This is a genomic window from Paenibacillus sp. 10L310 (assembly GCF_056395745.1).
The window spans coordinates 157,826-178,093 of the sequence record NZ_JBFTKC010000010.1; the positions used below are offsets into that span (position 1 = coordinate 157,826).

At 45.6% G+C, this 20,268-nt stretch carries 21 protein-coding genes; 12 read left to right on the plus strand and 9 right to left on the minus strand.

Annotation, left to right across the window (positions count from 1 at the left end; translation table 11 throughout):
* Window positions 1-397: 397 nt before the first annotated feature.
* The 4 genes from cysK to AC1DE7_RS20755 all read right to left on the minus strand — a co-directional run bounded on the left by cysK (window position 398) and on the right by AC1DE7_RS20755 (window position 3,622).
* Window positions 398-1,354 (minus strand): cysteine synthase A, encoded by a 957-nt coding sequence (gene cysK / locus AC1DE7_RS20740; protein ID WP_477535091.1) that lies wholly within the window; start codon window positions 1,352-1,354, stop codon window positions 398-400.
* A 162-nt stretch (window positions 1,355-1,516) separates the two neighbouring features.
* Entirely contained in the window at window positions 1,517-1,900 is a 384-nt protein-coding gene (locus AC1DE7_RS20745) for a YhjD family protein (RefSeq protein ID WP_477535092.1), read from the minus strand.
* A gap of 454 nt (window positions 1,901-2,354) precedes the next feature.
* Window positions 2,355-2,588 (minus strand): hypothetical protein, encoded by a 234-nt coding sequence (locus AC1DE7_RS20750; RefSeq protein ID WP_091018200.1) that lies wholly within the window; start codon window positions 2,586-2,588, stop codon window positions 2,355-2,357.
* Entirely contained in the window at window positions 2,585-3,622 is a 1,038-nt protein-coding gene (locus AC1DE7_RS20755; RefSeq protein WP_083677397.1) for a nucleotide-binding protein, read from the minus strand. The genes AC1DE7_RS20750 and AC1DE7_RS20755 overlap by 4 nt, the downstream gene beginning before the upstream one ends.
* A 949-nt stretch (window positions 3,623-4,571) precedes the next feature.
* Between AC1DE7_RS20755 and AC1DE7_RS20760 the strand changes: the two genes are divergently transcribed.
* Window positions 4,572-5,306 carry a YitT family protein gene (locus tag AC1DE7_RS20760; RefSeq protein WP_477535093.1) on the plus strand — a complete coding sequence of 245 codons (735 nt, stop codon included), beginning with the start codon at window positions 4,572-4,574 and terminating at the stop codon, window positions 5,304-5,306.
* Window positions 5,307-5,431: 125 nt separating this feature from the next.
* On the opposite strand, the gene AC1DE7_RS20765 is transcribed toward AC1DE7_RS20760, so the two are convergent.
* Complete coding sequence (locus tag AC1DE7_RS20765; RefSeq protein WP_339283343.1) at window positions 5,432-5,902, minus strand: DUF2188 domain-containing protein; 471 nt, start codon at window positions 5,900-5,902, stop codon at window positions 5,432-5,434.
* Window positions 5,903-6,293: 391 nt separating this feature from the next.
* Between AC1DE7_RS20765 and AC1DE7_RS20770 the strand changes: the two genes are divergently transcribed.
* The 3 genes from AC1DE7_RS20770 to AC1DE7_RS20780 all read left to right on the plus strand — a co-directional run bounded on the left by AC1DE7_RS20770 (window position 6,294) and on the right by AC1DE7_RS20780 (window position 9,157).
* The gene (locus AC1DE7_RS20770; RefSeq protein ID WP_036614460.1) at window positions 6,294-7,094 is read left to right on the plus strand and encodes a lipid II flippase Amj family protein; all 801 of its coding nucleotides are present in this window, start codon (window positions 6,294-6,296) and stop codon (window positions 7,092-7,094) included.
* A 137-nt stretch (window positions 7,095-7,231) separates the two neighbouring features.
* On the plus strand, window positions 7,232-7,840 hold the full coding sequence (locus tag AC1DE7_RS20775; protein ID WP_339186610.1) for a TetR/AcrR family transcriptional regulator: 609 nt from the start codon (window positions 7,232-7,234) through the stop codon (window positions 7,838-7,840).
* 81 nt (window positions 7,841-7,921) lie between these two features.
* Window positions 7,922-9,157 (plus strand): MFS transporter, encoded by a 1,236-nt coding sequence (locus tag AC1DE7_RS20780; protein WP_405157530.1) that lies wholly within the window; start codon window positions 7,922-7,924, stop codon window positions 9,155-9,157.
* 104 nt (window positions 9,158-9,261) lie between these two features.
* Here AC1DE7_RS20780 and msrA read toward each other — a convergent pair whose 3' ends face one another.
* A complete protein-coding gene (gene msrA / locus AC1DE7_RS20785) occupies window positions 9,262-10,224 on the minus strand; it encodes a peptide-methionine (S)-S-oxide reductase MsrA (RefSeq protein ID WP_036614455.1) in 963 nt (320 codons plus the stop codon).
* 181 nt (window positions 10,225-10,405) lie between these two features.
* Entirely contained in the window at window positions 10,406-11,095 is a 690-nt protein-coding gene (locus AC1DE7_RS20790) for a TVP38/TMEM64 family protein (RefSeq protein WP_340386735.1), read from the minus strand.
* 121 nt (window positions 11,096-11,216) lie between these two features.
* Between AC1DE7_RS20790 and AC1DE7_RS20795 the strand changes: the two genes are divergently transcribed.
* Both AC1DE7_RS20795 and AC1DE7_RS20800 read left to right on the plus strand, forming a co-directional pair.
* Window positions 11,217-12,155 carry a Gfo/Idh/MocA family protein gene (locus AC1DE7_RS20795; protein ID WP_405157529.1) on the plus strand — a complete coding sequence of 313 codons (939 nt, stop codon included), beginning with the start codon at window positions 11,217-11,219 and terminating at the stop codon, window positions 12,153-12,155.
* Window positions 12,156-12,186: 31 nt separating this feature from the next.
* A complete protein-coding gene (locus AC1DE7_RS20800; RefSeq protein ID WP_036674958.1) occupies window positions 12,187-12,501 on the plus strand; it encodes a hypothetical protein in 315 nt (104 codons plus the stop codon).
* Between the two features lie 25 nt (window positions 12,502-12,526).
* Here AC1DE7_RS20800 and AC1DE7_RS20805 read toward each other — a convergent pair whose 3' ends face one another.
* On the minus strand, window positions 12,527-13,345 hold the full coding sequence (locus tag AC1DE7_RS20805) for an AraC family transcriptional regulator (protein WP_017687546.1): 819 nt from the start codon (window positions 13,343-13,345) through the stop codon (window positions 12,527-12,529).
* A 190-nt stretch (window positions 13,346-13,535) separates the two neighbouring features.
* Here AC1DE7_RS20805 and AC1DE7_RS20810 point away from each other — a divergent pair, with 190 nt between their 5' ends.
* From AC1DE7_RS20810 to AC1DE7_RS20835, 6 genes are all read left to right on the plus strand, one after another.
* Entirely contained in the window at window positions 13,536-14,648 is a 1,113-nt protein-coding gene (locus AC1DE7_RS20810; RefSeq protein ID WP_036614448.1) for a Gfo/Idh/MocA family protein, read from the plus strand.
* A gap of 200 nt (window positions 14,649-14,848) precedes the next feature.
* Window positions 14,849-15,817 carry a sugar phosphate isomerase/epimerase family protein gene (locus AC1DE7_RS20815; protein WP_017687548.1) on the plus strand — a complete coding sequence of 323 codons (969 nt, stop codon included), beginning with the start codon at window positions 14,849-14,851 and terminating at the stop codon, window positions 15,815-15,817.
* 24 nt (window positions 15,818-15,841) lie between these two features.
* Window positions 15,842-16,570, plus strand: coding sequence for a ThuA domain-containing protein (locus tag AC1DE7_RS20820; protein WP_017687549.1), 729 nt, complete (start codon window positions 15,842-15,844; stop codon window positions 16,568-16,570).
* 331 nt (window positions 16,571-16,901) lie between these two features.
* Window positions 16,902-17,198 (plus strand): winged helix-turn-helix transcriptional regulator, encoded by a 297-nt coding sequence (locus AC1DE7_RS20825; protein WP_074096966.1) that lies wholly within the window; start codon window positions 16,902-16,904, stop codon window positions 17,196-17,198.
* A 194-nt stretch (window positions 17,199-17,392) separates the two neighbouring features.
* Window positions 17,393-18,124, plus strand: coding sequence for a hypothetical protein (locus AC1DE7_RS20830; RefSeq protein WP_315371372.1), 732 nt, complete (start codon window positions 17,393-17,395; stop codon window positions 18,122-18,124).
* 197 nt (window positions 18,125-18,321) lie between these two features.
* Complete coding sequence (locus AC1DE7_RS20835; RefSeq protein ID WP_017687552.1) at window positions 18,322-19,035, plus strand: hypothetical protein; 714 nt, start codon at window positions 18,322-18,324, stop codon at window positions 19,033-19,035.
* Window positions 19,036-19,122: 87 nt separating this feature from the next.
* On the opposite strand, the gene AC1DE7_RS20840 is transcribed toward AC1DE7_RS20835, so the two are convergent.
* Complete coding sequence (locus AC1DE7_RS20840; RefSeq protein WP_036614443.1) at window positions 19,123-19,839, minus strand: Crp/Fnr family transcriptional regulator; 717 nt, start codon at window positions 19,837-19,839, stop codon at window positions 19,123-19,125.
* Between the last annotated feature and the right edge of the window lie 429 nt (window positions 19,840-20,268).

A 20,268-nucleotide genomic window follows, 5' to 3' on the forward strand; every position in this document is an offset into this window, starting at 1 on the left:
GAGCAAGGGCTTTTTTTGTTTTGATGGTTCCTTCAATGTACTTCTCTTCCCTTTTTTTCGAGGGGTTTTCCCTCGCTCCTCGCTACCAATCGCTCCAACATTCTAACGAACCTACCGCACCTTATTAGGGTGATAATGAAGAGATGTAAATTCTAACGAATCTCAGTAACGTTATCCCGTACGAAAAGGGCTTTTAAGCTTGTAAATCGACCGAATTTGGAGAAATAACGTCGCTGTGATTCGTTACACGTCAGACCTGCGCAAATAGGAGCGAATAGCGTGTGTCAGGTTCATTAGAACCAATGACCAATGAGCGCTAATAAGGGAGGGCCTCTGTCATGCTCATGACTTATGGGAGATGGAAGCCCCTTTTTGATGTGTACAGATTTATGCTGTGTTAAAAAATACCCATGCTCAGATACCGTTCCCCGGTATCCGGCGCAATGCAGAGCACCCGGTGCCCCGGCCCCAGTTCCTTCGCAATGCGAAGGGAGGCCCACACCGAAGCGCCAGAGGAAGGGCCGAGCAACAGCCCTTCCCGGGCAGCAAGCTGCCGCATCGTATCCAGTGCGTCCTCATCGGACACCTGGATGATGGCATCCCACACGTCGGTATTCAGGATGTCCGGAATGAACCCCGGACTTGTACCGACGAGCTTGTGTGGTCCGGGCTCGCCACCGGACAACACCGGAGAACCTTTGGGCTCCACCGCATAGATGCGGATATCGGGTAACTGCTTGCGCAGTTCTTCCCCGGTTCCGGTAATGGTTCCGCCTGTTCCCGCCGTAGCGATGAAGGCATCCAGCTTGCCTTCCATCTGCTGCATAATCTCGGGAGCTGTCGTGATCCGGTGAATGTCCGGGTTCGCCTGATTTTCGAATTGCTGCGGAATGAAACTTCCTGGAATGTCTGCTTGAAGTTCTTTCGCTTTGCGAATTGCACCAGGCATCCGCTCCGCAGCAGGGGTGAGCACCACATCTGCGCCGTAGGCTTTCAGAATGTTGATACGCTCCTTGGACATATTGTCCGGCATGATCAGAATGGATTTATATCCTTTGGCGGCGGCATTCATCGCAAGACCAATACCGGTATTGCCGCTCGTCGGTTCAATAATGGTAGCACCAGGGAGCAAGTGTCCCGCAAGTTCAGCTTGAACGATCAGATTGTATGCGGCACGGTCTTTGACGCTGCCACTCGGGTTAAAGTATTCCAGTTTCACGTATACGTCAGCGGAGTCGCTGCCTGTGAGTCTGTTCAGTTTAACGGCAGGTGTCTGGCCGATCAGTTCTGTTACATCTGCGGCAATGCCTGTATGTGCGGGTGTTTGTTTAATCGAATGTGTATTCAAATCCATGAAGTACAACTCCTTGATTGATAAGACGTTGAGAGTATATCCGGTTGAAATCAATTCATGCCTTATTGGAATGGTTGGATATCTCTTCTCCATCTTAATGAACGTAACCTTCCGTGGTCAACTTGTTTTGCTGGGGATGGGTTCAATATTGTTAGAGTTGTATCAGGTCTGCGCCAAGTCCATCTGCAGATGCCGACTGAGTTCTTTTTTGACTTCATTGCGTGCGAATGTCCACAGCATATAGAACCGTTGCCAATACCCTCTGCACATATACAGAGTTTCGATACCCTCGGCTTCCCGTTTCTCTTCCAGTACTTTGACACCGCGGGTTCTCATCTGTTTACGAAGGGTCAACATCTCCTTGAGCACATTGTTCTGAATGCGGGTCAGCGACAGAATGTAGACTTGGGGCATCTTTAGTAGCAGCGTATCCAGTGTGCGAATATCTCGTTCAAGTACATCCAGCAAAAGCGTGCGAACAACCAGACCTTTAATCAGACGATGGTCTTCATCCGCAGGGGATGGGGCGGAAGTTGAGGATGTCATATGTTCACTTCCTTAACCTTTAATTGGAATTTTATATTTACAGAACATGTGTTCCTATATTATAATCAATATATGTAATGGAGATACACAATACAACCGAGAAATATTGGAAGCACACATTATCGCATTTTCCTAGAGGTACAGATAGTGAGTGAGGCTAGGGATTTAGGGACAAGCCTGCTCCAAAATAAGGTATAATTTATGGGTTTTGCAGGAAACCTAAGGCCATAAACCAAATAAACCTTATGCAATGCAGTCTGCTACAGAAGTAATTACAAGCAATGAATTGCGATCATGATTTAAGGATGTCTTGCCTTAACACAATGGCACCAGGTCAACGAGTAGAAGCAGTTTTATTTTAGCGAAAATGAGCAACAAAAAAGCCCCTGCCTTGGGCGGCGGGGCCTATGGAATACTGCCGATTCAGCGGCAGGTTTGATGATGTGTTCAGAAATTAAGCAAGATATTGAGGCTTTTCGTAGAACGCCTCTTTTTCAAGGATGACCTTATAAGGTCTTTCCTTGCCCTTCAGGGAGGGCCCAATGGTAGTTAGCGGTACGGCCGGCTTGTGGAAACGATCTTCTTCCTTGGGTTCCGGAACCGGTCGTGATGATTCGGGCGCAGAACTGAGGCGTACCTTTTTTTCGTTGCCCCAGCGCTTGCTTATTTTTTTCGTTTCCGGTTTCATTCCGGTTCGCCTCCTAACAAATCGTTGATGGCGTTGAACAGTTGACGATTCTGTAGGTCAATCTGCTGAAATACCGCCTCATCCGCTTCAATATGTCCAATAATGTGAACGGTGATTACATACCTCTTGGCTACAGGATAGCATAGCAGATACTCTTTCTCAAGGTAATCATCATACAGGTTGATCTTGATTTTATTCTCCCGGTAAGAATCAATCACCAGAATGCGCTTGGGATCATCCGGTTGTTTGTCGTCGTTAGCGGACAAGTCATACTTTCTCCCCGGTTCTCCAACATTACCACATAATTGCTCAATGTAACCACTGTCATCTGTACGGTATATGGCTGTGCCACGTACAGCGAATGGAGGATGAGAGACAAAGGCAGTACGCAAGGCATCGCTCATTCGCTCCAGCATCTTGGCATCTGCTTTGCGGGTACGCAGCAATTCCCTAAAGAACCGCAGCAACTTAAGCAGTTGTAACCTTGCTTCTCCCTCAGTGCGTTTATGCTCCTCAATGATGTTCTCCAATTCTGGATCACTCCAGCGTCCTTGTTCCTCAATACTGTCTGCGATTTTGGAACATGCCACGGACACGGCTGGTGCCCACTTTCCGTCAGAACGGATTTCATATACGAGTGGATTTAACCCCAGCAGATCTGTGGGCATACGCAATCCTTCGACCTTGGTTGTGTCCTTAATGTCTGTAATATCCTCAGGAAGAATGAAAAAAATACGTTTTCGTCCCAGACGACCCATAAACAGACCCATTTCCAGCATTGTATTATCCCGGACCGACGCGTAGTACTTCCCGCGAATTTTGGATATATCATCCGGATGAAAAATAAAAATGGCAAAGTCAGTCGTACGGACCTCTACTTCCAGATCGTCCATGGTATAGCTGCTTGGATTAAAAACCCCGGAATACCAAGGGGTAACTTCGGCTGAAAAACGTAAGTTTTCGTGTACTGCGGCTGCAATCGGCTTCGCTTCCAGCGAGCAGCCAATAAAGACTCTTGGCTTTAACGTTTTCATCAATCCGCCTCGCTTAAACGGTAGTGGGATTCAATTGTTATATTATACCATAAAAAGCAGAGTAAGTCTGGAAACGTCTGAACTGGACAAAGAATAAGCCGATTACGTTTGCTATAGTGTATGTGTGAAAGGAAAATGATTCCTTTAAAAAGCGCAAGAAAATAAAAAAAGGCCCCAATTTGTCACAGTTGGGTGACTGACAGTTATTTTTGGAAGCTTTGGTCATAGAATAAAGGAGCAGGTTGCACCATTAGCAAGCATTGCTTATCCTGGTGTTGCCGTATGACTGCTGGAGCAGTCCAAAGGCTGCTTTATGCCTGTTTTTGAGGGGTCTACTGTTTAGACCCGGTCACGTTGGTGTTATATAATAGAAGAACAAGCAAGTTAGCTTTGGTGTTTAAACTGAATGAACTTGCAACTGCTGTAAGTTGGATTTACAATTTACACAGGAACGAAGAGTGCAGAACCCATCTGTAGAAGCGAAGCGTTCGCCTGAAAGCTTTTTGAATGAAAGCAGCTTCGGAAGCATAAGCGATCACCGGATTTTCCCCAGAGGGAAAATGGAATTCCAAAAATCCGGGGATAACCGCGATCAAAAGAGGGTACTGTAATCCAAGTGTAAGTGTACAATTAAATGTTCAAGCTTATGCATTGTAGTTATTTTTCAGTTTAACTGAGCACAGCTAACCACAACAGAACAGAAAGGATCAGGATACCATGAGTTCCCGAAGGACAATCTCCCCAAGGACGATCTGGAAACGTTACGATCTCTCATACACATAGCGCCCCTTGTAGAGTACACCAACCGGTTCAAAAAAACGGCTGACTCTGCGAAAGAGGGGATTGGAATGAATATTCGAAGGACGTACACGATGATTTCTTCCAGGCTTACCTTTTGCAGGGTACGGTCGGTATAAAAAACCAACCTACAAACTGCGAGGGAACCTGAATGAAGAGAACATCGTTAACCTTACAACACGTTAAAAAAGAGGCGATCAAATTCGTCATTATGCTACTCGGTACATTTATTTTAGCTTTTGCTTATTATCACATTAACTTTCAGAATCATTTATCGGAGGGCGGATTTGTTGGTCTGGCCCTGCTCGGAAAATACGCAACAGGCTTATCACCTGCTATCGGTATGTTGTTACTGGACATTCCGGTCATGATCCTGGCTTGGTTCCTTAAAGGCTGGAAATTCATGATTCAGGCATTGCTTGGCGTCGGTGCATTTTCCCTATTCTATGACGGCTTTGAACGATACTCCACACTGGTATTGTCGTTTAACGGAAATCTGTGGATTCCGGCAGTTCTATCCGGTATATTGACAGGGGTAGGCGCTGGGATCGTGCTTCGATTCGGTGGAGCGACAGGTGGAGACGATATTCTCGCCGTGCTGGTTAGCCGCTGGAAGGGATGGAAGCTGGGAACAGTTTTCTTTGTCAGCGATGCTTTTGTATTGGGATTGTCGCTTTTCTTTCTTCCGGTAAAAGAAACTTTATATACGATTCTGGCCGTATGGATTGCCAGCAAAGTCATCACGTACGTCGTTAGTGTTCCGGCTCGCGGAACCGTGGTTACAACTTCGGCTGTGAAATTGCCGATGCCATCGGCTGCAGCCAAGGCAGTTAACGCTGCTGCTATTTCACAACGGACTACGGTGGCTAGAGGGGTATCCAATTAACCATACGTTTCAGAACAACCATAACCTGTATGCATCATATTCAGGTCTTGATAGTTAAAGTTCATACAAAATCCCTTTTGATTGCTCTTCAGCAGCAAAAGGGATTTTGTTGTTTTCCGATTCATTCAGGGTTTGATCGAAGAAGCAATCTGACCATCCTGATTATGGATAATCGCTCGAATATTTTGTTTGCTACTCAGTTCTTTGGCCTTATCTACAGCTTCTGCCTTAGTATCAAATGTGGACAGATAGGTAGACTTTCCTTCTTCTTTGATCGCCCAACCGGAGTCAGTAGGCACGACATGGATGTTGTCATGACTTTTGGACGAAGAGACGGGCTCGGAATGACGACGATCCGTGGAAGACGACTTTTTAGAGTTGGAGTTATCGGAAGAAGATGTGGAGTCCGATTTCGAACTTTCCGGTGCGGGATGGTTCTCATCCCATTCTTCTGCCTTAGCTGTCGCTATGGCAATCGAGCGCCCTTCCTCATACCCGTCATCAAGCAGAGCATTCGCGATTTCAATTGCTTTGTTTCTGACACGTGGTTCCAGGTTCTTCATGGATACCGGATAGTCGTGTTTGTTCCAAGGCATATAAACCCCTCCTATACAATGATGGATTAGTTGTATATTACCCTGTGAGGGGAGGGATAAACGATGAACAGCAGAGGTCGTAAGTGCATTTACCGATGATCTATATAAATTGAAATAAACATTCACACGAAACGGAGAGGACAGAAAAAACCTGAAGAAACGAAGTGTTCGCCTTTATCCCCGGATTTACCCATTTCTAAAAGGAATCAAAAAATCTGGGGATAACAGCGATCGGAAGGTTGTTCTGTCATCGGAGTGTCCCAGTGTAAACATTCTTTAGTTCAACTTATATAAAAGGATCTCGTTCCTATACTTTTGCAAGCCAGAGGAGTATAATGCTGTCCATGAAAGAAATAAGTTCAATAACAGGAATATAAAGGAGTACATACATATGTTTAGTCTTAGTCTGGCAATCCCTATGCTGTTCACTATGCTGATTCATGCCGCAGACAGCTTGTCATACGCGCTCCGCCTCGGTGGATTACGCACACGCAGAATCGCGTTGGCCATTTCATTGGCAGGGATCTTGTTGTTGGTTTCTCGAACCTCGAATATGGCCCAGGGTCCGATGGTAGGTAATCTAGTGGATACTGCAACACGTGGAACCAATCCACACTTTGCGGCGCAGCTGCACTGGTTAATGGGTGCGGCAACAATTGGAACGGCATTAGCCATATTGTGTTTTCCAACCATGGTGAAGCTCTCATCAAGAATGGTTGTACATTTTGAAGCAGCCGGTTCCATCCCTGCGATGGTTCGCGGTATGCTGAAGCGAAGCAAGATTAGAAATGCAACGTATTACATCACCCCGCCATCCTGGAAGATGGCCAAACGATTGGTACAACATGGGATGCCAAGACGGTTAATGCTGCTTAATGTAGCGGTAACCGCAATCTATACCACAGGTGTCCTGTCCAGCTTATACGCAGCGTACCTTTACCCAGGGCAGGCTGTAGCTGCATCCCAATCAACCGGGTTAATTAACGGAATAGCGACTATTTTGCTAACCATCCTGATTGATCCACGGATTTCCCTGCTCAGTGACAAATCATTACGTGGCGAGATCCGTTTGGATCGCATGAATCAGATTTATGGTTGCATGCTCGTATCCCGTTTATTCGGTACACTGTTGGCACAGTTGTTATTAATTCCATTTGCGTATTGGATCGGTTGGATCGTAAGTATGATGTGACGACTTCTTTCCTGAATTGTAGCCAGGCACTCTCTTGTACATCCTTTTGAAACAGCAAATGAGAGGGTGCCTGAGCAAATTGAATTGACGGGGTATTTGTGCTGTGATACTATTAGACCGAATAGTCGGTTTAATTTATGGAGGTTTTTCCAATCGAAGTTAAACGAAGAAAAGATGTTACCCAGATAAAGAAAGACATTGCACGTAATACCAAGGAACTGTTTGCCCAAAAGGGATATAGTGCAACTTCCATGGAAGACATATGTACGATTAACAATCGGAGTAAAGGCAGCATCTATTATCATTTCAAAAGCAAAGAAGAGTTATTCATGTATCTAATCAAGCTTAACAATGAAGATTGGATGGATGCTTGGCTGGACAAAGAATCCGGGTATAAGACTGCCATAGACAAATTGTACGGACTTGCTGACCATTACGTGGATGATTTGGCTAACCCGCTGAATCACGCCATTAACGAGTTTGTCTCGGGTCAGGTCGTCAGTCAGGAGATGCTTGATGAGATGCTTTCCCTGATCCGTATTCCGTATGCGACATATGAGTCCATTATTACTAAAGGAATGGAAGATGGAGAGTTAAAACCGGATGACCCACAGGATGTAATGCACATTATCTACGGTCTGTTTAGCGGATTGACTACACTCTATTATGAGAAGGACCTGACGGATATTCGTCGTATTTACCACAAAGGCATGGCCGGTCTACTGGCAGGAATTCAACAACGTTAACCATGAAAAGCTGATGTAACGTCAGTTTTTCTTTTTAAATATTAATAAACCGGACAGTCGGTTTAAAAGAGGAGATGGCGAATGAACACATTGTTCAGGAATAAAGCTTTTTTAATCGTGACAGGGTCTGATCTGCTGCAAAATCTGGCGATATGGATCCGGAATATGGCAATCCTCTATTATGTAATGGATCGAACTCAAGGAAGTCCAATAGCTGTCTCGCTGATTACCGTACTTGAATATGCCCCGATTTTTGTTTTCTCCATCATAGGCGGTGCACTTGCTGATCGCTGGAATCCCAAACGTACGATGATACTGGGGGATATTCTGAGTGCGTTGTCTATTGTCATGATTATTGGCGTTTTATCTTCTGGGTATTGGCAGATTCTATACGTAGCCACGTTTGTATCCTCTATCGTTAGCCAGTTTTCTCAACCATCCTCTCTAAAGATTGTGAGGCGAAATGTAAAGGGAGAACATTTGCAATCTGCAATTGCTATTACCCAGAGTGGTCAATCGTTGTTTTTAATTCTCGGACCAATCGTCGGAACGTTTATATACACTGCAATGGGAATTCAGGCATCCATGTACGCATTACTCATTCTATTCCTGATCTCTGCGCTTCTACTCACATTTCTGCCTAAAGACGCCACTCAGCGGGTAACAAGTACCTCATTATTAGCGGATATCAGAGAGGGCTGGCAATATGTTGCTCGATCTCGCTCGTTAAAAATGCTTAGTCTGGTATTCATCTGTATAGGGCTTTCAGCGGGTCTCATCAGTCCACTTGGAATATTTCTAATCACTGAACGTCTGGGACTTGAAGCAACGTCGTTACAGTTCCTCTCTGGAGCGTCCGGAATAGGTTTATTGATTGGAGGAGGTATTGCGGCTGCTGTAAGTGCTAAGCTGAACCAGACCTTAACTCTGCTTGTAGGTGTGCTGTGTCTGGCTGTAGCCACGATGGGGGAAGTGTTATCCAGTTGGTTCTGGCTGACCCTTTTGATCAGCTTCTTAAGCTCAATCAGTATGGCATTCATCAACGTCATCATCTCCACGTACTTGGTCACTCGGATCGATGAGCATTTGATCGGGAGAGTGAATGGCACCATCACACCTTTATTCATAGGAAGTATGCTTCTTGGATCTTCCATGGCAGGTGTACTGATGAACAGCACATCCATTTTTATCGTCTACGCAATTTCGGTTACCGTGATGATCCTGGGTATCGTTCCAGCGATGCGAATTCAATTTCGTAATGATCAGACGGCTCCTGCCAGTCAATTGAATTCGGAAATCTCTTCGAGCCAAACCTAATCAATGCATTCTCGTGCAACAATAGTTCGTCTATTAAAAACAAAAATGTATAACAAAAAAGCAGCGGGATCATCCCACTGCTCTTTTTGTATTTGTATTATAACTTATTGGAAGAGGACGGCGTACTCACCGTATCCTTCTTTTTGCAAGTCTTCTTTGGGTACAAAACGAAGTGCCGCAGAGTTGATGCAATAACGCATTCCACCTGCTTCGGCAGGACCATCGTTGAACAGGTGACCCAGATGGGAATCGCCCTCACGACTTCTCACTTCGGTACGAATCATGAAGTGGCTGAGATCAGTTTTTTCCTTCACGTTGTGGTCACGCAATGGACGTGTGAAGCTCGGCCAGCCGCAGCCGGAGTCGTATTTGTCGGTAGAACTGAACAATGGCTCGCCAGATACGATGTCCACATAGATACCATCACCGTGGTGATCCCAGAATTCGTTATGGAATGCAGGCTCGGTCGCGCTATTCTGCGTAACTTCATATTGAAGCGGCGTCAAACGCTCTTTCAGCCCGTCTTTATCCACGTTACCGGTCCAGTTGCGTTCGATGAAATCTACACGTCCAGAACCTTTGCTGTAGCGTTTGTAATGGGCAGGGTTCTTCCGGTGATAATTTTGGTGATGTTCTTCCGCTTCATAGAACGGTTTGGCTGGCAAAATCGGAGTGAAGATTGGTTTATCAAAACGTCCGCTTTGTCCCAGCTCCGCTTTGGAAGCTTCCGCAATCTGGCGCTGTTCTTCGCTGTGATAGAAGATGGCCGTCTGATAGGAAGATCCACGGTCATGGAATTGCCCGCCTGTATCCGTAGGATCAATCTGCTGCCAGAACAGTTCAACCAGTTTCTTATAAGGGAAGATGGCAGGGTCAAACGTAATTTGCACAGCCTCTACATGTCCTGTTGTCTCCGAGCAGACCTCTTCATATGTTGGATTCTCGGTATGTCCTCCTGTATAACCCGATACGATCTTATGAATACCGGGCAGTTCTTCAAAGGGGGATACCATACACCAGAAGCATCCGCCTGCAAAAGTTGCTAACTCACTTGAATGTTGTTCCATGCTATAGTCACTCCATTTCTGATGAAGATTTAGCGCTCGTGTTCGAGCTCCAGCAATCTACCGTTTTATTAAAACTTGTTACACAAGCATTAGGCTTGCTCTTCTATTATATCCTGAATTGGCAAGCCAACCAAGCCGGAATGAAAACAAGCTGAATCTGAACGGTTTGCGAATTCTGAATTCAGGCTTTGTTGCGTGACCGAAAGCGAAATAAGAGCAATACAATGGCCATGAGCACCAGATATCCGGCAAGGATGGCCAGGCTCAGCCAGATTGAGGTTTCAGCTTGTGCACCTGCATAGGCAAATACAAAAATCGCTGGCATTTTCCCAATGGCCGTGGCAAGCATGAAGACCCAGAATGGCGTGTACGTTATACCTGCGTAGATATTAACGGCCATCTGAGGCACGATCGGCAACAGTCGCATCGACATGACACCCATGAACGGATGTGCTTCCATCCATGTAGTAAAACGGTTCAGACCCCGAATACGTTCGAGGTACGATCTCGCCTGATGTCTGAAGATGGTTCTTGCTCCGCCATACACGAGCATGGCTGCAAGTGTGGTGCCAAGCCAGCATATCCAGGCTGCTGTGGTGGTACCGTAACTGTAACCAAAGGCGATAATAACAAACTTATAAGGAATTACAGGCACAAGAGCAAACAATGTTGCCATGGCGAGTAACAGCGGAATGGACTGATGAAGATCGGTCCAGGCCAGCAGTTCATATCTGTAAATAAACGTGACTCCTGCAAGTAAAACATATAACAGAAGCCATAACCATTTTCGCAAAATCCCAAACGCTCCTTTCAGATCAGGCAGGTCTGGTCGTGTCCCGATCTGTACTGCTGTTCCTCCTAAGTTTACCACGTTCGCCCATTGTCTGAACAATTCGTGCGAAGTGTGCTGCAATCACTGGCAAGTTGCTGTCCGAAGGGTTACACTATAGGACGTGGAAATATAGAACCGAACTGAAGGTGGAATGATCATCATGGAAACAACCCAACGTAAACGAGTTGCAATTATCGGCCTCGGCGATATTGCACGTAAAGTATATTTGCCGCTGTTAACAGCTCATCCGAACGTGGAGATTGTAGGCATTATGAACCGATCTCCGGAGCCGGTCAAAACCGTTCAGGAGGCGTATCGATTAGAACGGGGAACAACGGATCTGAAAGAACTGTTGTCCTGGGACTTGGATGCGGTGTTTGTACATACAGCAACGGAAGCGCACTTTGACATTGTCATGCAATGTCTGGAACAGGGATTAGCCGTGTACGTAGACAAACCGTTATCCTATACGATTCGGGAGTCGGAAGAGATGACTGCTTTTGCCGAGGCACAAGGGCTGCTACTCGCAGTAGGCTTCAACCGTAGATTCGCACCGATGTACCAAAAAGCGAAAGAATGGATGCAGGGTGGAAAAGGTTTTGAATCCTTGACAGTGACCAAACATCGTACAGGCATTCAGGATCGTCCTGCGGCAGAAACCATCTATGATGATCTCATCCATATACTGGATCTGATGTTGTGGTACTCGGATCATAATGTGGAGTTGCTTCATCAATGGATTCGGAAGAATGATCTGGACAGACTGCTGCATGCAACCGGAACGGCCAAGCTGGGCAGAACAGCCTACGGTCGATTCGATATGGTGCGTGAAGCTGGGGCAGATCTGGAGAAGATCGAATTGCATGGTGGTGGACGATCTGTTGAAGTGGTGAACATGGACACGATCAGCTGCATGGAACAAGGGAGTCTGGAAACCAAAGAAACGTTCGGGAGCTGGGACACCGTGTTAACACGCAGAGGTTTTAGCGGAGCAGTTGATAATTTCCTGGCTTGTCTGGACTCACCTGATGATTGCCTGATCAGTGCAAGTCACGTCATGGACAGTCATGAACTGGCGGAACAATTGATTCGCAAATAATTGCAGAATACACATACGGAGGAATCAAGTCATGGATGAATATGAAAAGGAACGTAATAAACAGATCGAGGAAGCTGTTGTAGAAACCTATAAACAGGAAGAAGAGATGATGATCCTCGTATTTGCCCAGTGGTGTGTCAATAATGGTTTGGACCCGGAAGAGATGTACCGGCAAGCCTACCCGGATCAGCAGAGCAACGAGCGTTTGCAGCAGGTGCAGAAGCTGATTGTATCCAAGGAGGAAGCCGGTGAAATCCCGGATGATACGGTACTTGGCGTGTTGTCCATGTTTGGCAATGAAGATCTGGCGATGGTTGTATCCGAGGCCATAGCCGCGCGCAAATAAGTTCAACTTACGTATACTGATATGATTACATCTGTTCCCGGTGAATGACGCGGAATTCCTTCGGAGACATGCCAAACCGGGAACGGAATACCCGATGAAAATAGGTATAGTTGTTAAAGCCGGAAGACTCAGACACTTGCTCCAGGGTCATTGGACTGAAAATAATTCGTTCCCTGGCCATATTCAGCCGTACGTCAAGCGTGTATTGCATGATGCTTTTGCCAAACGCTTCTTTGAAGAGATGAACACCCCGTGAAACACTGATGCCAATATGTGTTGCCACATCATCGAGCTTGAATAAAGAGGAAGCGTTTTCTTCAATGTAGTTTTTGATCTCATAAGCCACATAATTGGTGTTGGTTATCGTTGGATGCTCCGCGAGCAGACGATCCACTTCGAGACATAAAATTCGCATATAATAACTTGAAATTTCCGGATAAGGATTGGAGATGCGGCGCTGTTCCAGTACGAGCTGTCGAAACAGGACCAAAAGACTTTCCGTCAGTTCGACTTTGATCCGGGTTGGCCTTTTGTGACGTTTCCACCACTCATCCACCCAGGAACCATTAAAGAAGATGTGATAGTCACCACTCTCCACCAGTCGTTCTCCCATCGGATTGGTTTCATTGTCTATTCTCAGCTCATAGGGTTCATCAGGATCAAAAAGAAGCAGATCGCCCGCATCCACCAGGGACATGTCCCCGTCTATGCGTGCACGGCAACGTCCGTCTGTTTGCAGTCTTAACAGGTAGTTCTTCACACCTTCAGGCTGCACCATAGCGTAGGGTTTACGATGAAATGAAAAGCCTGCTGTAAGAACTTGGCAGGATTGATCTGTCGGCATGGGCATACTCCTTGCAATTTGAAAATTATGACCAGATAGTTCATGTTTCAATCATATTATTCATTTTAATTGAAGCTGAAACGGAATACCATAGTATTAGATTTAAGGAACAGGAAACATCCAACAAAACATATGTATCTCAACCATTCAAACGCAGATTTTCACCATGCGTAAGGAGATGAACGTCACAGTGGAGAAAATGAAAGCAGGCATCATCGGGTGTGGTAACATCAGCGCCATCTACTTGGAAAATCTCAAAAACAACCCGGTCATTGAAGTCGTGGCTGTTGCGGATTTGATTCGTGAACGCGCTCAGGAACGGGCAGATGAATTTAATATCGCAAACGTTTACAATGTAGATGAGTTGCTGCAAAATAACGAAATTGAACTTGTGTTGAACCTTACGGTTCCTGGCAGTCATGCCATGACCGATCTGGCTGCACTCGAAGCAGGCAAACATGTGTATGCCGAGAAGCCGCTGGCAATTTCTCTTGAGGATGGTCGCAAAGTTGTTGAGTTGGCTGAGGAAAAGGGATTGTATGTTGGTTCTGCACCGGATACCTTCCTTGGTTCAGGCATACAGACAGCTCGTAAAGCCATTGAGGATGGGCTGATTGGCAAGCCGGTTGCAGCGACTTCATTCTTCATGGGTGGAGGACCAGAAGCTTGGCATCCTAATCCGGAGTTCTTTTATGTTGCAGGTGGCGGACCGATGTTTGATATGGGACCTTACTACCTGACCGCTCTGATTACGCTGCTTGGACCGATACGCAGAATCAGCGCCTCGGCAGGCATACAGATTGCAGATCGCAAGATTGGCTCTGGGCCAAAGGAAGGTACAGCACTGCAAGTAGAGACGCCTACCCACTTGGCAGGAACCATTGATTTTGCAGAAGGTGCCATTGCAACCATGATTACCAGTTTCGATATTCGCGGAGCTTCGGATCTGCCACGTATTGAAATCTATGGTACAGAAGGTACGCTTAGTGTACCGGACCCCAATTATTTTAACGGGGAAGTGAAGGTTCGCAGATACGGTCAAGACACTTGGGAGACGGTCAAACCAGTCTTCGAAAGTGGACAAAACGAACGAGGCATCGGCGTAACCGAAATGGTTGAATCCATTCGTGCCGGACGGGAACACAAAGCCAGTGGCAAGCTTGCTTATCACGTACTGGAAGCCATGCACTCATTCCAGCGTTCTTCACTTGAAGGCAAGCACATACATCTGGAGAGCAGCTATGATTCTTTTGCAGTAACTCGCACAGTTCAAACTGAGATTGAAACCGTGGAATCCCACTAGTCTGAGTAAAAGTGTTCGAAGCTTGATGCTCTTACAAGTGGTGAAGAATAACCAGTATTCTTACGTTCAATTTCAGGATAGAAACACTCTCGATTTTCCACACTAATCAAACAGGCATGTGATCTGAACGGTAATTGTATACAGTTCAATATTCATGAATTCAGCAATCATACGATATCTAATCCAGGGAGGAATCGCACTTGAAACTCGGCGTATTTTTGGTACTATTCGGAGGACGTAAATTGGAGGATGCTCTTGATTATGTAGCATCCAAGGGATTAAAAGCAGTAGAGATCGGAACAGGCGGACATCCAGGCAATGCACATTGTAAGCCAGATGAGTTGTTAAGCAATCCTACAGCCTTGAAAAACTTCAAAAATGCAGTGGAATCACGTGGTTTGACGATCAGTGCACTTAGCTGTCACGGTAACCCGCTACATCCGCAAAAGGATATTGCCAAAGGATTTCACGATGATTTTGTTAAATCGGTAGAACTGGCTGAGAAGCTGGAAGTACCTGTAGTGAATACATTCTCCGGTTGTCCGGGAGACCATGAGGATGCCAAATATCCGAACTGGCCTGTTGCACCATGGCCAAATGACTTCCAGGAGATCCTGAAGTGGCAGTGGGAGAACAAAGTGATCCCTTACTGGACAGAGTGGGGTAAATTTGCAGCAGATCGTAACGTAAAAGTTGGATTGGAGCTGCACGGTGGATTCTCCGTTCATACACCAGCAACCTTGCTGAGACTGCGTGAAGCAGCAGGTGAAGTGATCGGAGCCAATCTGGACCCAAGTCACATGTGGTGGCAAGGTATTGATCCGGTTCAGGCAATTCACATCTTGGGACGTGAAGGAGCTATCCATCACTTCCATGCAAAAGATACAACGATTGATCCGGTAAACGTGAACAAACACGGTGTAACGGATATGCAGGACTATACCAATATGCTGGATCGGGCTTGGCAGTTCCGCTCGGTCGGTTATGGACATGATAACAAGACTTGGGCAGATATTATGAGTGCCTTGCGTCTAGTCGGATATGATTATGTAGTAAGTATTGAGCACGAAGACGGTCTGATGTCGGTTGAAGAAGGATTCTCTAAAGCCGTGCAAAATCTCCAGCAAGTATTGATCGAAGAACCGCTGGGCGACATGTGGTGGGTTTAGAGCTACACTAGGGGGAAATTGAATATGATCAACGTCACCATTTGGAATGAATTTGTCCATGAGAAAATTCACGATGAAGTAAGGGAAGTCTACCCGGATGGTCTGCATCGAGCACTGGCTGACGGACTTGGCGGCGAAGGCTTTGCTATTCGTACAGCTACACTTGATCAGCCTGAACATGGATTAAGTGATGAAGTGCTGAATTCCACAGATGTGCTCATATGGTGGGGACATATGGCACATGATCGCGTAAGCGATGAGATCTCACAGAAGGTTGCGCAGCGAGTGCTGAACGGGATGGGAATGATTGTGCTCCATTCAGGTCATTTCTCCAAACCATTCAAAGCGCTGATGGGAACAAGCTGCGATCTGAAGTGGCGTGTAGCTGACGAGCAGGAAATTGTATGGTGTGTTAACCCATCTCATCCGATTGCGGATGGCATCGAAGGCAAGATTGTATTGGAAAAAGAAGAGATGTACGGTGAATTCTTCGATATTCCAGTACCGGATGAACTGGTGTTTGTGAGCAACTTCCAGGGTGGGGAAGTATTCCGGAGCGGATGTACGTTCCGGCGTGGTGAAGGTAAAATCTTTTATTTCCGACCAGGTCATGAGACGTATCCGACCTATTACAAACCTGAAATATTAAGAGTGATCAGCAATGCTGTGAAATGGGCATATCCTGCCCGCAGCTTTAAGCCGGAATTTGGCAAGAGCGAACCTGTAAGACCATTTGGTGGCGTGCTGGTCTAATTCACTAACTCAATCGTGTAATGGAAATTATAAGTTTTATTCAAAAAGAACCCTTCTCCGAGTCATTGATGACTGTGGCAGCTGGGTTCTTTTTGGGTAAGATAGTACTATGGGGAAGTTATACGATATTTCCCATGGTGACGACGTAGCGTGTAATGTATACTGGGATGTATGATCCATTTTGGATGATATGCTTCTAAAATTTAAACTTTTTAGTTGCAGGCGTTTTCTTTGAAGCTTAAATATGTTATTATGAAATATACTAACAAAATGTAAGTTGATTTGAGTGATCTCTAAAGAGGTGATTAATGTGGAAGGTCAAGACTTGCGGATGTGTCCGCGTTTTGAGACGGCGTTTTCTTTTTTGGGCAAGCGCTGGAATGGTTTAATTATTCAAACATTGATGAGTGGTTCGAAGCGATTCAAGGATATCTCCAATCTGATTCCATCCATGAGTGATAAGATGTTATCCGAACGGATGAAAGATCTGGAGAGTGAAGGTATTCTGGTTCGTCACGTCTATCCCGAGACGCCAGTTCGTATTGAATATGAACTGACGGATAAAGGTAGAGCGCTCCAGCCTGTTATGAATCAAATTCAAGACTGGGCTGAGCAGTGGGTTGACTAACGCATAAGCAATATCACCCACTTTTGTTGCATGAATGACATAGACTCCTGATTTCTGTGGAAATCAGGGGTTTTTGTCTTAAGTACTATGTTGATCGGCGTTTTTCTCTTGGGCTATGCACATGTTGTCATGAGTTGTAGTATAATCTATAGAAAATGGCCACAGACGGCCGGAGCGAAGGAGGCCCACTTGTCATGAGAGAAGAAAGCTTATCCCGTGAAGTACGCTACGGCAAAAAAGATATTGCAGAACTTGAGAGCGCATCCATTCAGGTCCATCTAATTTACAAAAAAGCTGCAGAGTTGTTTAAGCGCACAGCATATTCCCGTTTGGTTAAGGATGATCTTGCCGAAGTGAATACGCATTCTGTGAACAGCGATGGTCCGAAATTAGCTCCGGCGGTGCTGCAAAAATGGATTCAAACGTCCAGGGGCTGGAAGTGTATCGGATGTGAGCTGGGACAACCTGATTCAACGATGTCTCAGATGGAAGAAACTATCCGTGGTAAGCAATTGGCTTTAGATGTGGGAGAAGGTCGGTTGGTTCAGGCAGAAATGCTGATTCAGGCGGTTGTCTGGTCTCAATATGAGAAGATTCGAATGTTTGCACCATGGCTTGGTGATGAACCCTTTTATAGCGTGCAGGAGCTGGATGTCATTGCCCGTTACATTGTGCCTACCTATTTCTCGGAACGCCCTTTGCATGAGCAAGGGAAGGTATTTAAGGTCCATCAACAATATGGGCAGATTCCGTTGTATCAGGAGTATGTAGACGCACCTTCATGCTGCGTACAGGTGGATGGTGGATTACTTGAAGGGCGATTGCTGACAGGGGTCTATGTGTCTGAGGAGCAGTTCTTCGGGCTTAATCCATATCTGAAAGATGGAGATGGAGGACGGACATACATGCAGGCTAGTGTCCAATGATAACGTAACCAATTAGAACATAAAAATGATATAGATTGGAGAGCCTGTGTGCAGGCTCTCTTTCTTGTACAAGCCTTATTTGCAGGCGGTAGCCTATAAAAGTAACGGCTTTGACACTTTTTTTTGCCGAAGGTTGTGCCATAATAGAGGTTATGGACAACAGGGTGAATGATTTTACGCAGGGTGGTGTTACCTACATGATGAAGAAAATCCCCGGTTACATAGGTGTATGTTTGCTCCTACTGGCGATCTTGGCTGGTTGTAGTGAGACACAGCCTTCTGAGCAGCCAATTGTCAAAGAGACAGAAACAGCGAATACAATCACAGTGGCTGTAGATGGCAGTACGTTTTTGCCTGATGCAACAAAGTCCATTAAGCGAGATTTTAGTGAGGGTTTGACACTCAAAAAAGCATTACTCAATAGCGGACTGGTTGATTTTACGGCAGATGGCAAGCGGATTCAATCCGTCGGTGAAGTTTCTCTGGATTCTTCGCTTAGCTGGGCTGTCAAATTAAACGGCAAGGATATTGAACAGGAAGATTGGGACATGGAGCTTCATGCCAAAGATGAAGTGATCATTTACGTGAAAGCCGCTGACAGTGGGGGGGATGGCGTTGCATATCAGACAACGTTACTCAAGGTTAGCGGTGGAAACATTATGCCAACCCTTAATCGTCAATATGCCGGCGTCTACGTTCAAGAGTGCACAGTTCGTGATGTGTTGAAGTCCAGCGGCATTGTAAGAATGTCGGAGAATAACAAATTTGTCGTTTCGGTCGAGAATGTCACGCCTCGTATGAATGAGCGGTGGGTCATTATGGTGAATGACAAAGAATTAATGGAAAATGGTCTGGACATGAAATTGAATCCACGTGATGCGGTAAAGCTTGAATTAACCAATGCATCCTAAGTATACCAAGAAGCCCAATCTCTTTTTAGAGAACTGGGCTTTTTTTCATTAAATATATAAACAAGGTCCGATCAGCATAGTCAAATATTAAATACGACAGATCTCGTTCGGGCAAAGTTCACAGTGACAGATGCCTTGCAGCATCTTCAGATCTTTGATGACAATCATGCCATTGTCATATTCAATCCCATCTTTCTTACGCAGGTCGCTTAACATGCGGTTTACACTTTCACGAGTGGCTCCAATCATATTGGACAGGTCCGTGTGGGTAATTTTTTTGTGAATAATGACATGCTCTCCATGAGGCTCACCATACGAATTCGACAACCGAATGAGGGTGGAGCAAAGTGCACCCGGTTTGCCATATAACATGAGATCCCGGAATTTGGTCTGTGTCAACCGGTGGTGGATGCCCATCCATTTCATAAAATCGATCGCGAAGTCACAATGCTGGCAGATTAACATTTCCAGGTCTTTATGTTCCAGTACACCGATCTCACTGTCCTCCAATACTTCCGCTGAGAAGCTGTGTTTAGAGCCAAAGAAGGGATCAGCCTGCCCAATCATATCACCGGATTGATACATGTACATGATCAGTTCCTTGCCTTCATCCGTGGATTTGGTGATCTGGGCACGGCCCCGTTTCATATAATAAAGTTTGTCAGAGATGTCGCCTTCCCAGTACAGATGTGTACCTTCCGGATAGGTTCTATCTTTCATGGTAACCAGCAGATGGTTGAAATTTGCTTCCGAGAAACAGTTAGTATTACCGCGCTTTTCCAGTACAGTTGTTAGTTCTCTCATAAGTCTATCTCCCCTTTATGTCCATCGGACGACCTTCTGTAGTAAGCAGTAGCCTCCGAGGTTCGCCGCAAACCGTTGCCGTCCTGATCAGGGTCATCTCGGCCGGGAGGAAGGACGGTACAAATTGCGGTGGTTCAATTTTTAAGTTCAGTATATACCTAATCTTACCGTTTGAGGGGGAAGGAAAGGGGGCAAAAATGACGAAATTTCAAACATTGTGATAAAATTCACTTTTAATGGAGAGGATGAATTTTACAGCTCTATATTTTAAATAGGAAGTGAAAATGGTCGTATGAAGGACACTACAAAACTTAAATTAAATTTGTTATACTTTGTGAAAAAAATCACATAATTAAGTTTATTGTCATGTTACGATGTGAATGTAAACGAGAGAGACAAACTAATACGAACCTTTAGGAGGATGAGGGA

What these genes read in the sequence shown, in the direction of transcription:
- AC1DE7_RS20800 (WP_036674958.1), top strand. Translation starts at nt 12,187, where the DNA reads ATGGATGAATATGAAAAGGAACGTAATAAACAGATCGAGGAAGCTGTT.
- AC1DE7_RS20825 (WP_074096966.1), top strand. Translation starts at nt 16,902, where the DNA reads ATGTGTCCGCGTTTTGAGACGGCGTTTTCTTTTTTGGGCAAGCGCTGG.
- cysK (WP_477535091.1), bottom strand. Translation starts at nt 1,354, where the DNA reads ATGGATTTGAATACACATTCGATTAAACAAACACCCGCACATACAGGC.
- AC1DE7_RS20840 (WP_036614443.1), bottom strand. Translation starts at nt 19,839, where the DNA reads ATGAGAGAACTAACAACTGTACTGGAAAAGCGCGGTAATACTAACTGT.
- AC1DE7_RS20745 (WP_477535092.1), bottom strand. Translation starts at nt 1,900, where the DNA reads ATGACATCCTCAACTTCCGCCCCATCCCCTGCGGATGAAGACCATCGT.
- AC1DE7_RS20805 (WP_017687546.1), bottom strand. Translation starts at nt 13,345, where the DNA reads ATGCCGACAGATCAATCCTGCCAAGTTCTTACAGCAGGCTTTTCATTT.
- AC1DE7_RS20795 (WP_405157529.1), top strand. Translation starts at nt 11,217, where the DNA reads ATGGAAACAACCCAACGTAAACGAGTTGCAATTATCGGCCTCGGCGAT.
- AC1DE7_RS20755 (WP_083677397.1), bottom strand. Translation starts at nt 3,622, where the DNA reads ATGAAAACGTTAAAGCCAAGAGTCTTTATTGGCTGCTCGCTGGAAGCG.
- AC1DE7_RS20765 (WP_339283343.1), bottom strand. Translation starts at nt 5,902, where the DNA reads ATGCCTTGGAACAAACACGACTATCCGGTATCCATGAAGAACCTGGAA.
- AC1DE7_RS20830 (WP_315371372.1), top strand. Translation starts at nt 17,393, where the DNA reads ATGAGAGAAGAAAGCTTATCCCGTGAAGTACGCTACGGCAAAAAAGAT.
- AC1DE7_RS20770 (WP_036614460.1), top strand. Translation starts at nt 6,294, where the DNA reads ATGTTTAGTCTTAGTCTGGCAATCCCTATGCTGTTCACTATGCTGATT.
- msrA (WP_036614455.1), bottom strand. Translation starts at nt 10,224, where the DNA reads ATGGAACAACATTCAAGTGAGTTAGCAACTTTTGCAGGCGGATGCTTC.
- AC1DE7_RS20750 (WP_091018200.1), bottom strand. Translation starts at nt 2,588, where the DNA reads ATGAAACCGGAAACGAAAAAAATAAGCAAGCGCTGGGGCAACGAAAAA.
- AC1DE7_RS20820 (WP_017687549.1), top strand. Translation starts at nt 15,842, where the DNA reads ATGATCAACGTCACCATTTGGAATGAATTTGTCCATGAGAAAATTCAC.
- AC1DE7_RS20760 (WP_477535093.1), top strand. Translation starts at nt 4,572, where the DNA reads ATGAAGAGAACATCGTTAACCTTACAACACGTTAAAAAAGAGGCGATC.
- AC1DE7_RS20775 (WP_339186610.1), top strand. Translation starts at nt 7,232, where the DNA reads ATGGAGGTTTTTCCAATCGAAGTTAAACGAAGAAAAGATGTTACCCAG.
- AC1DE7_RS20780 (WP_405157530.1), top strand. Translation starts at nt 7,922, where the DNA reads ATGAACACATTGTTCAGGAATAAAGCTTTTTTAATCGTGACAGGGTCT.
- AC1DE7_RS20835 (WP_017687552.1), top strand. Translation starts at nt 18,322, where the DNA reads ATGATGAAGAAAATCCCCGGTTACATAGGTGTATGTTTGCTCCTACTG.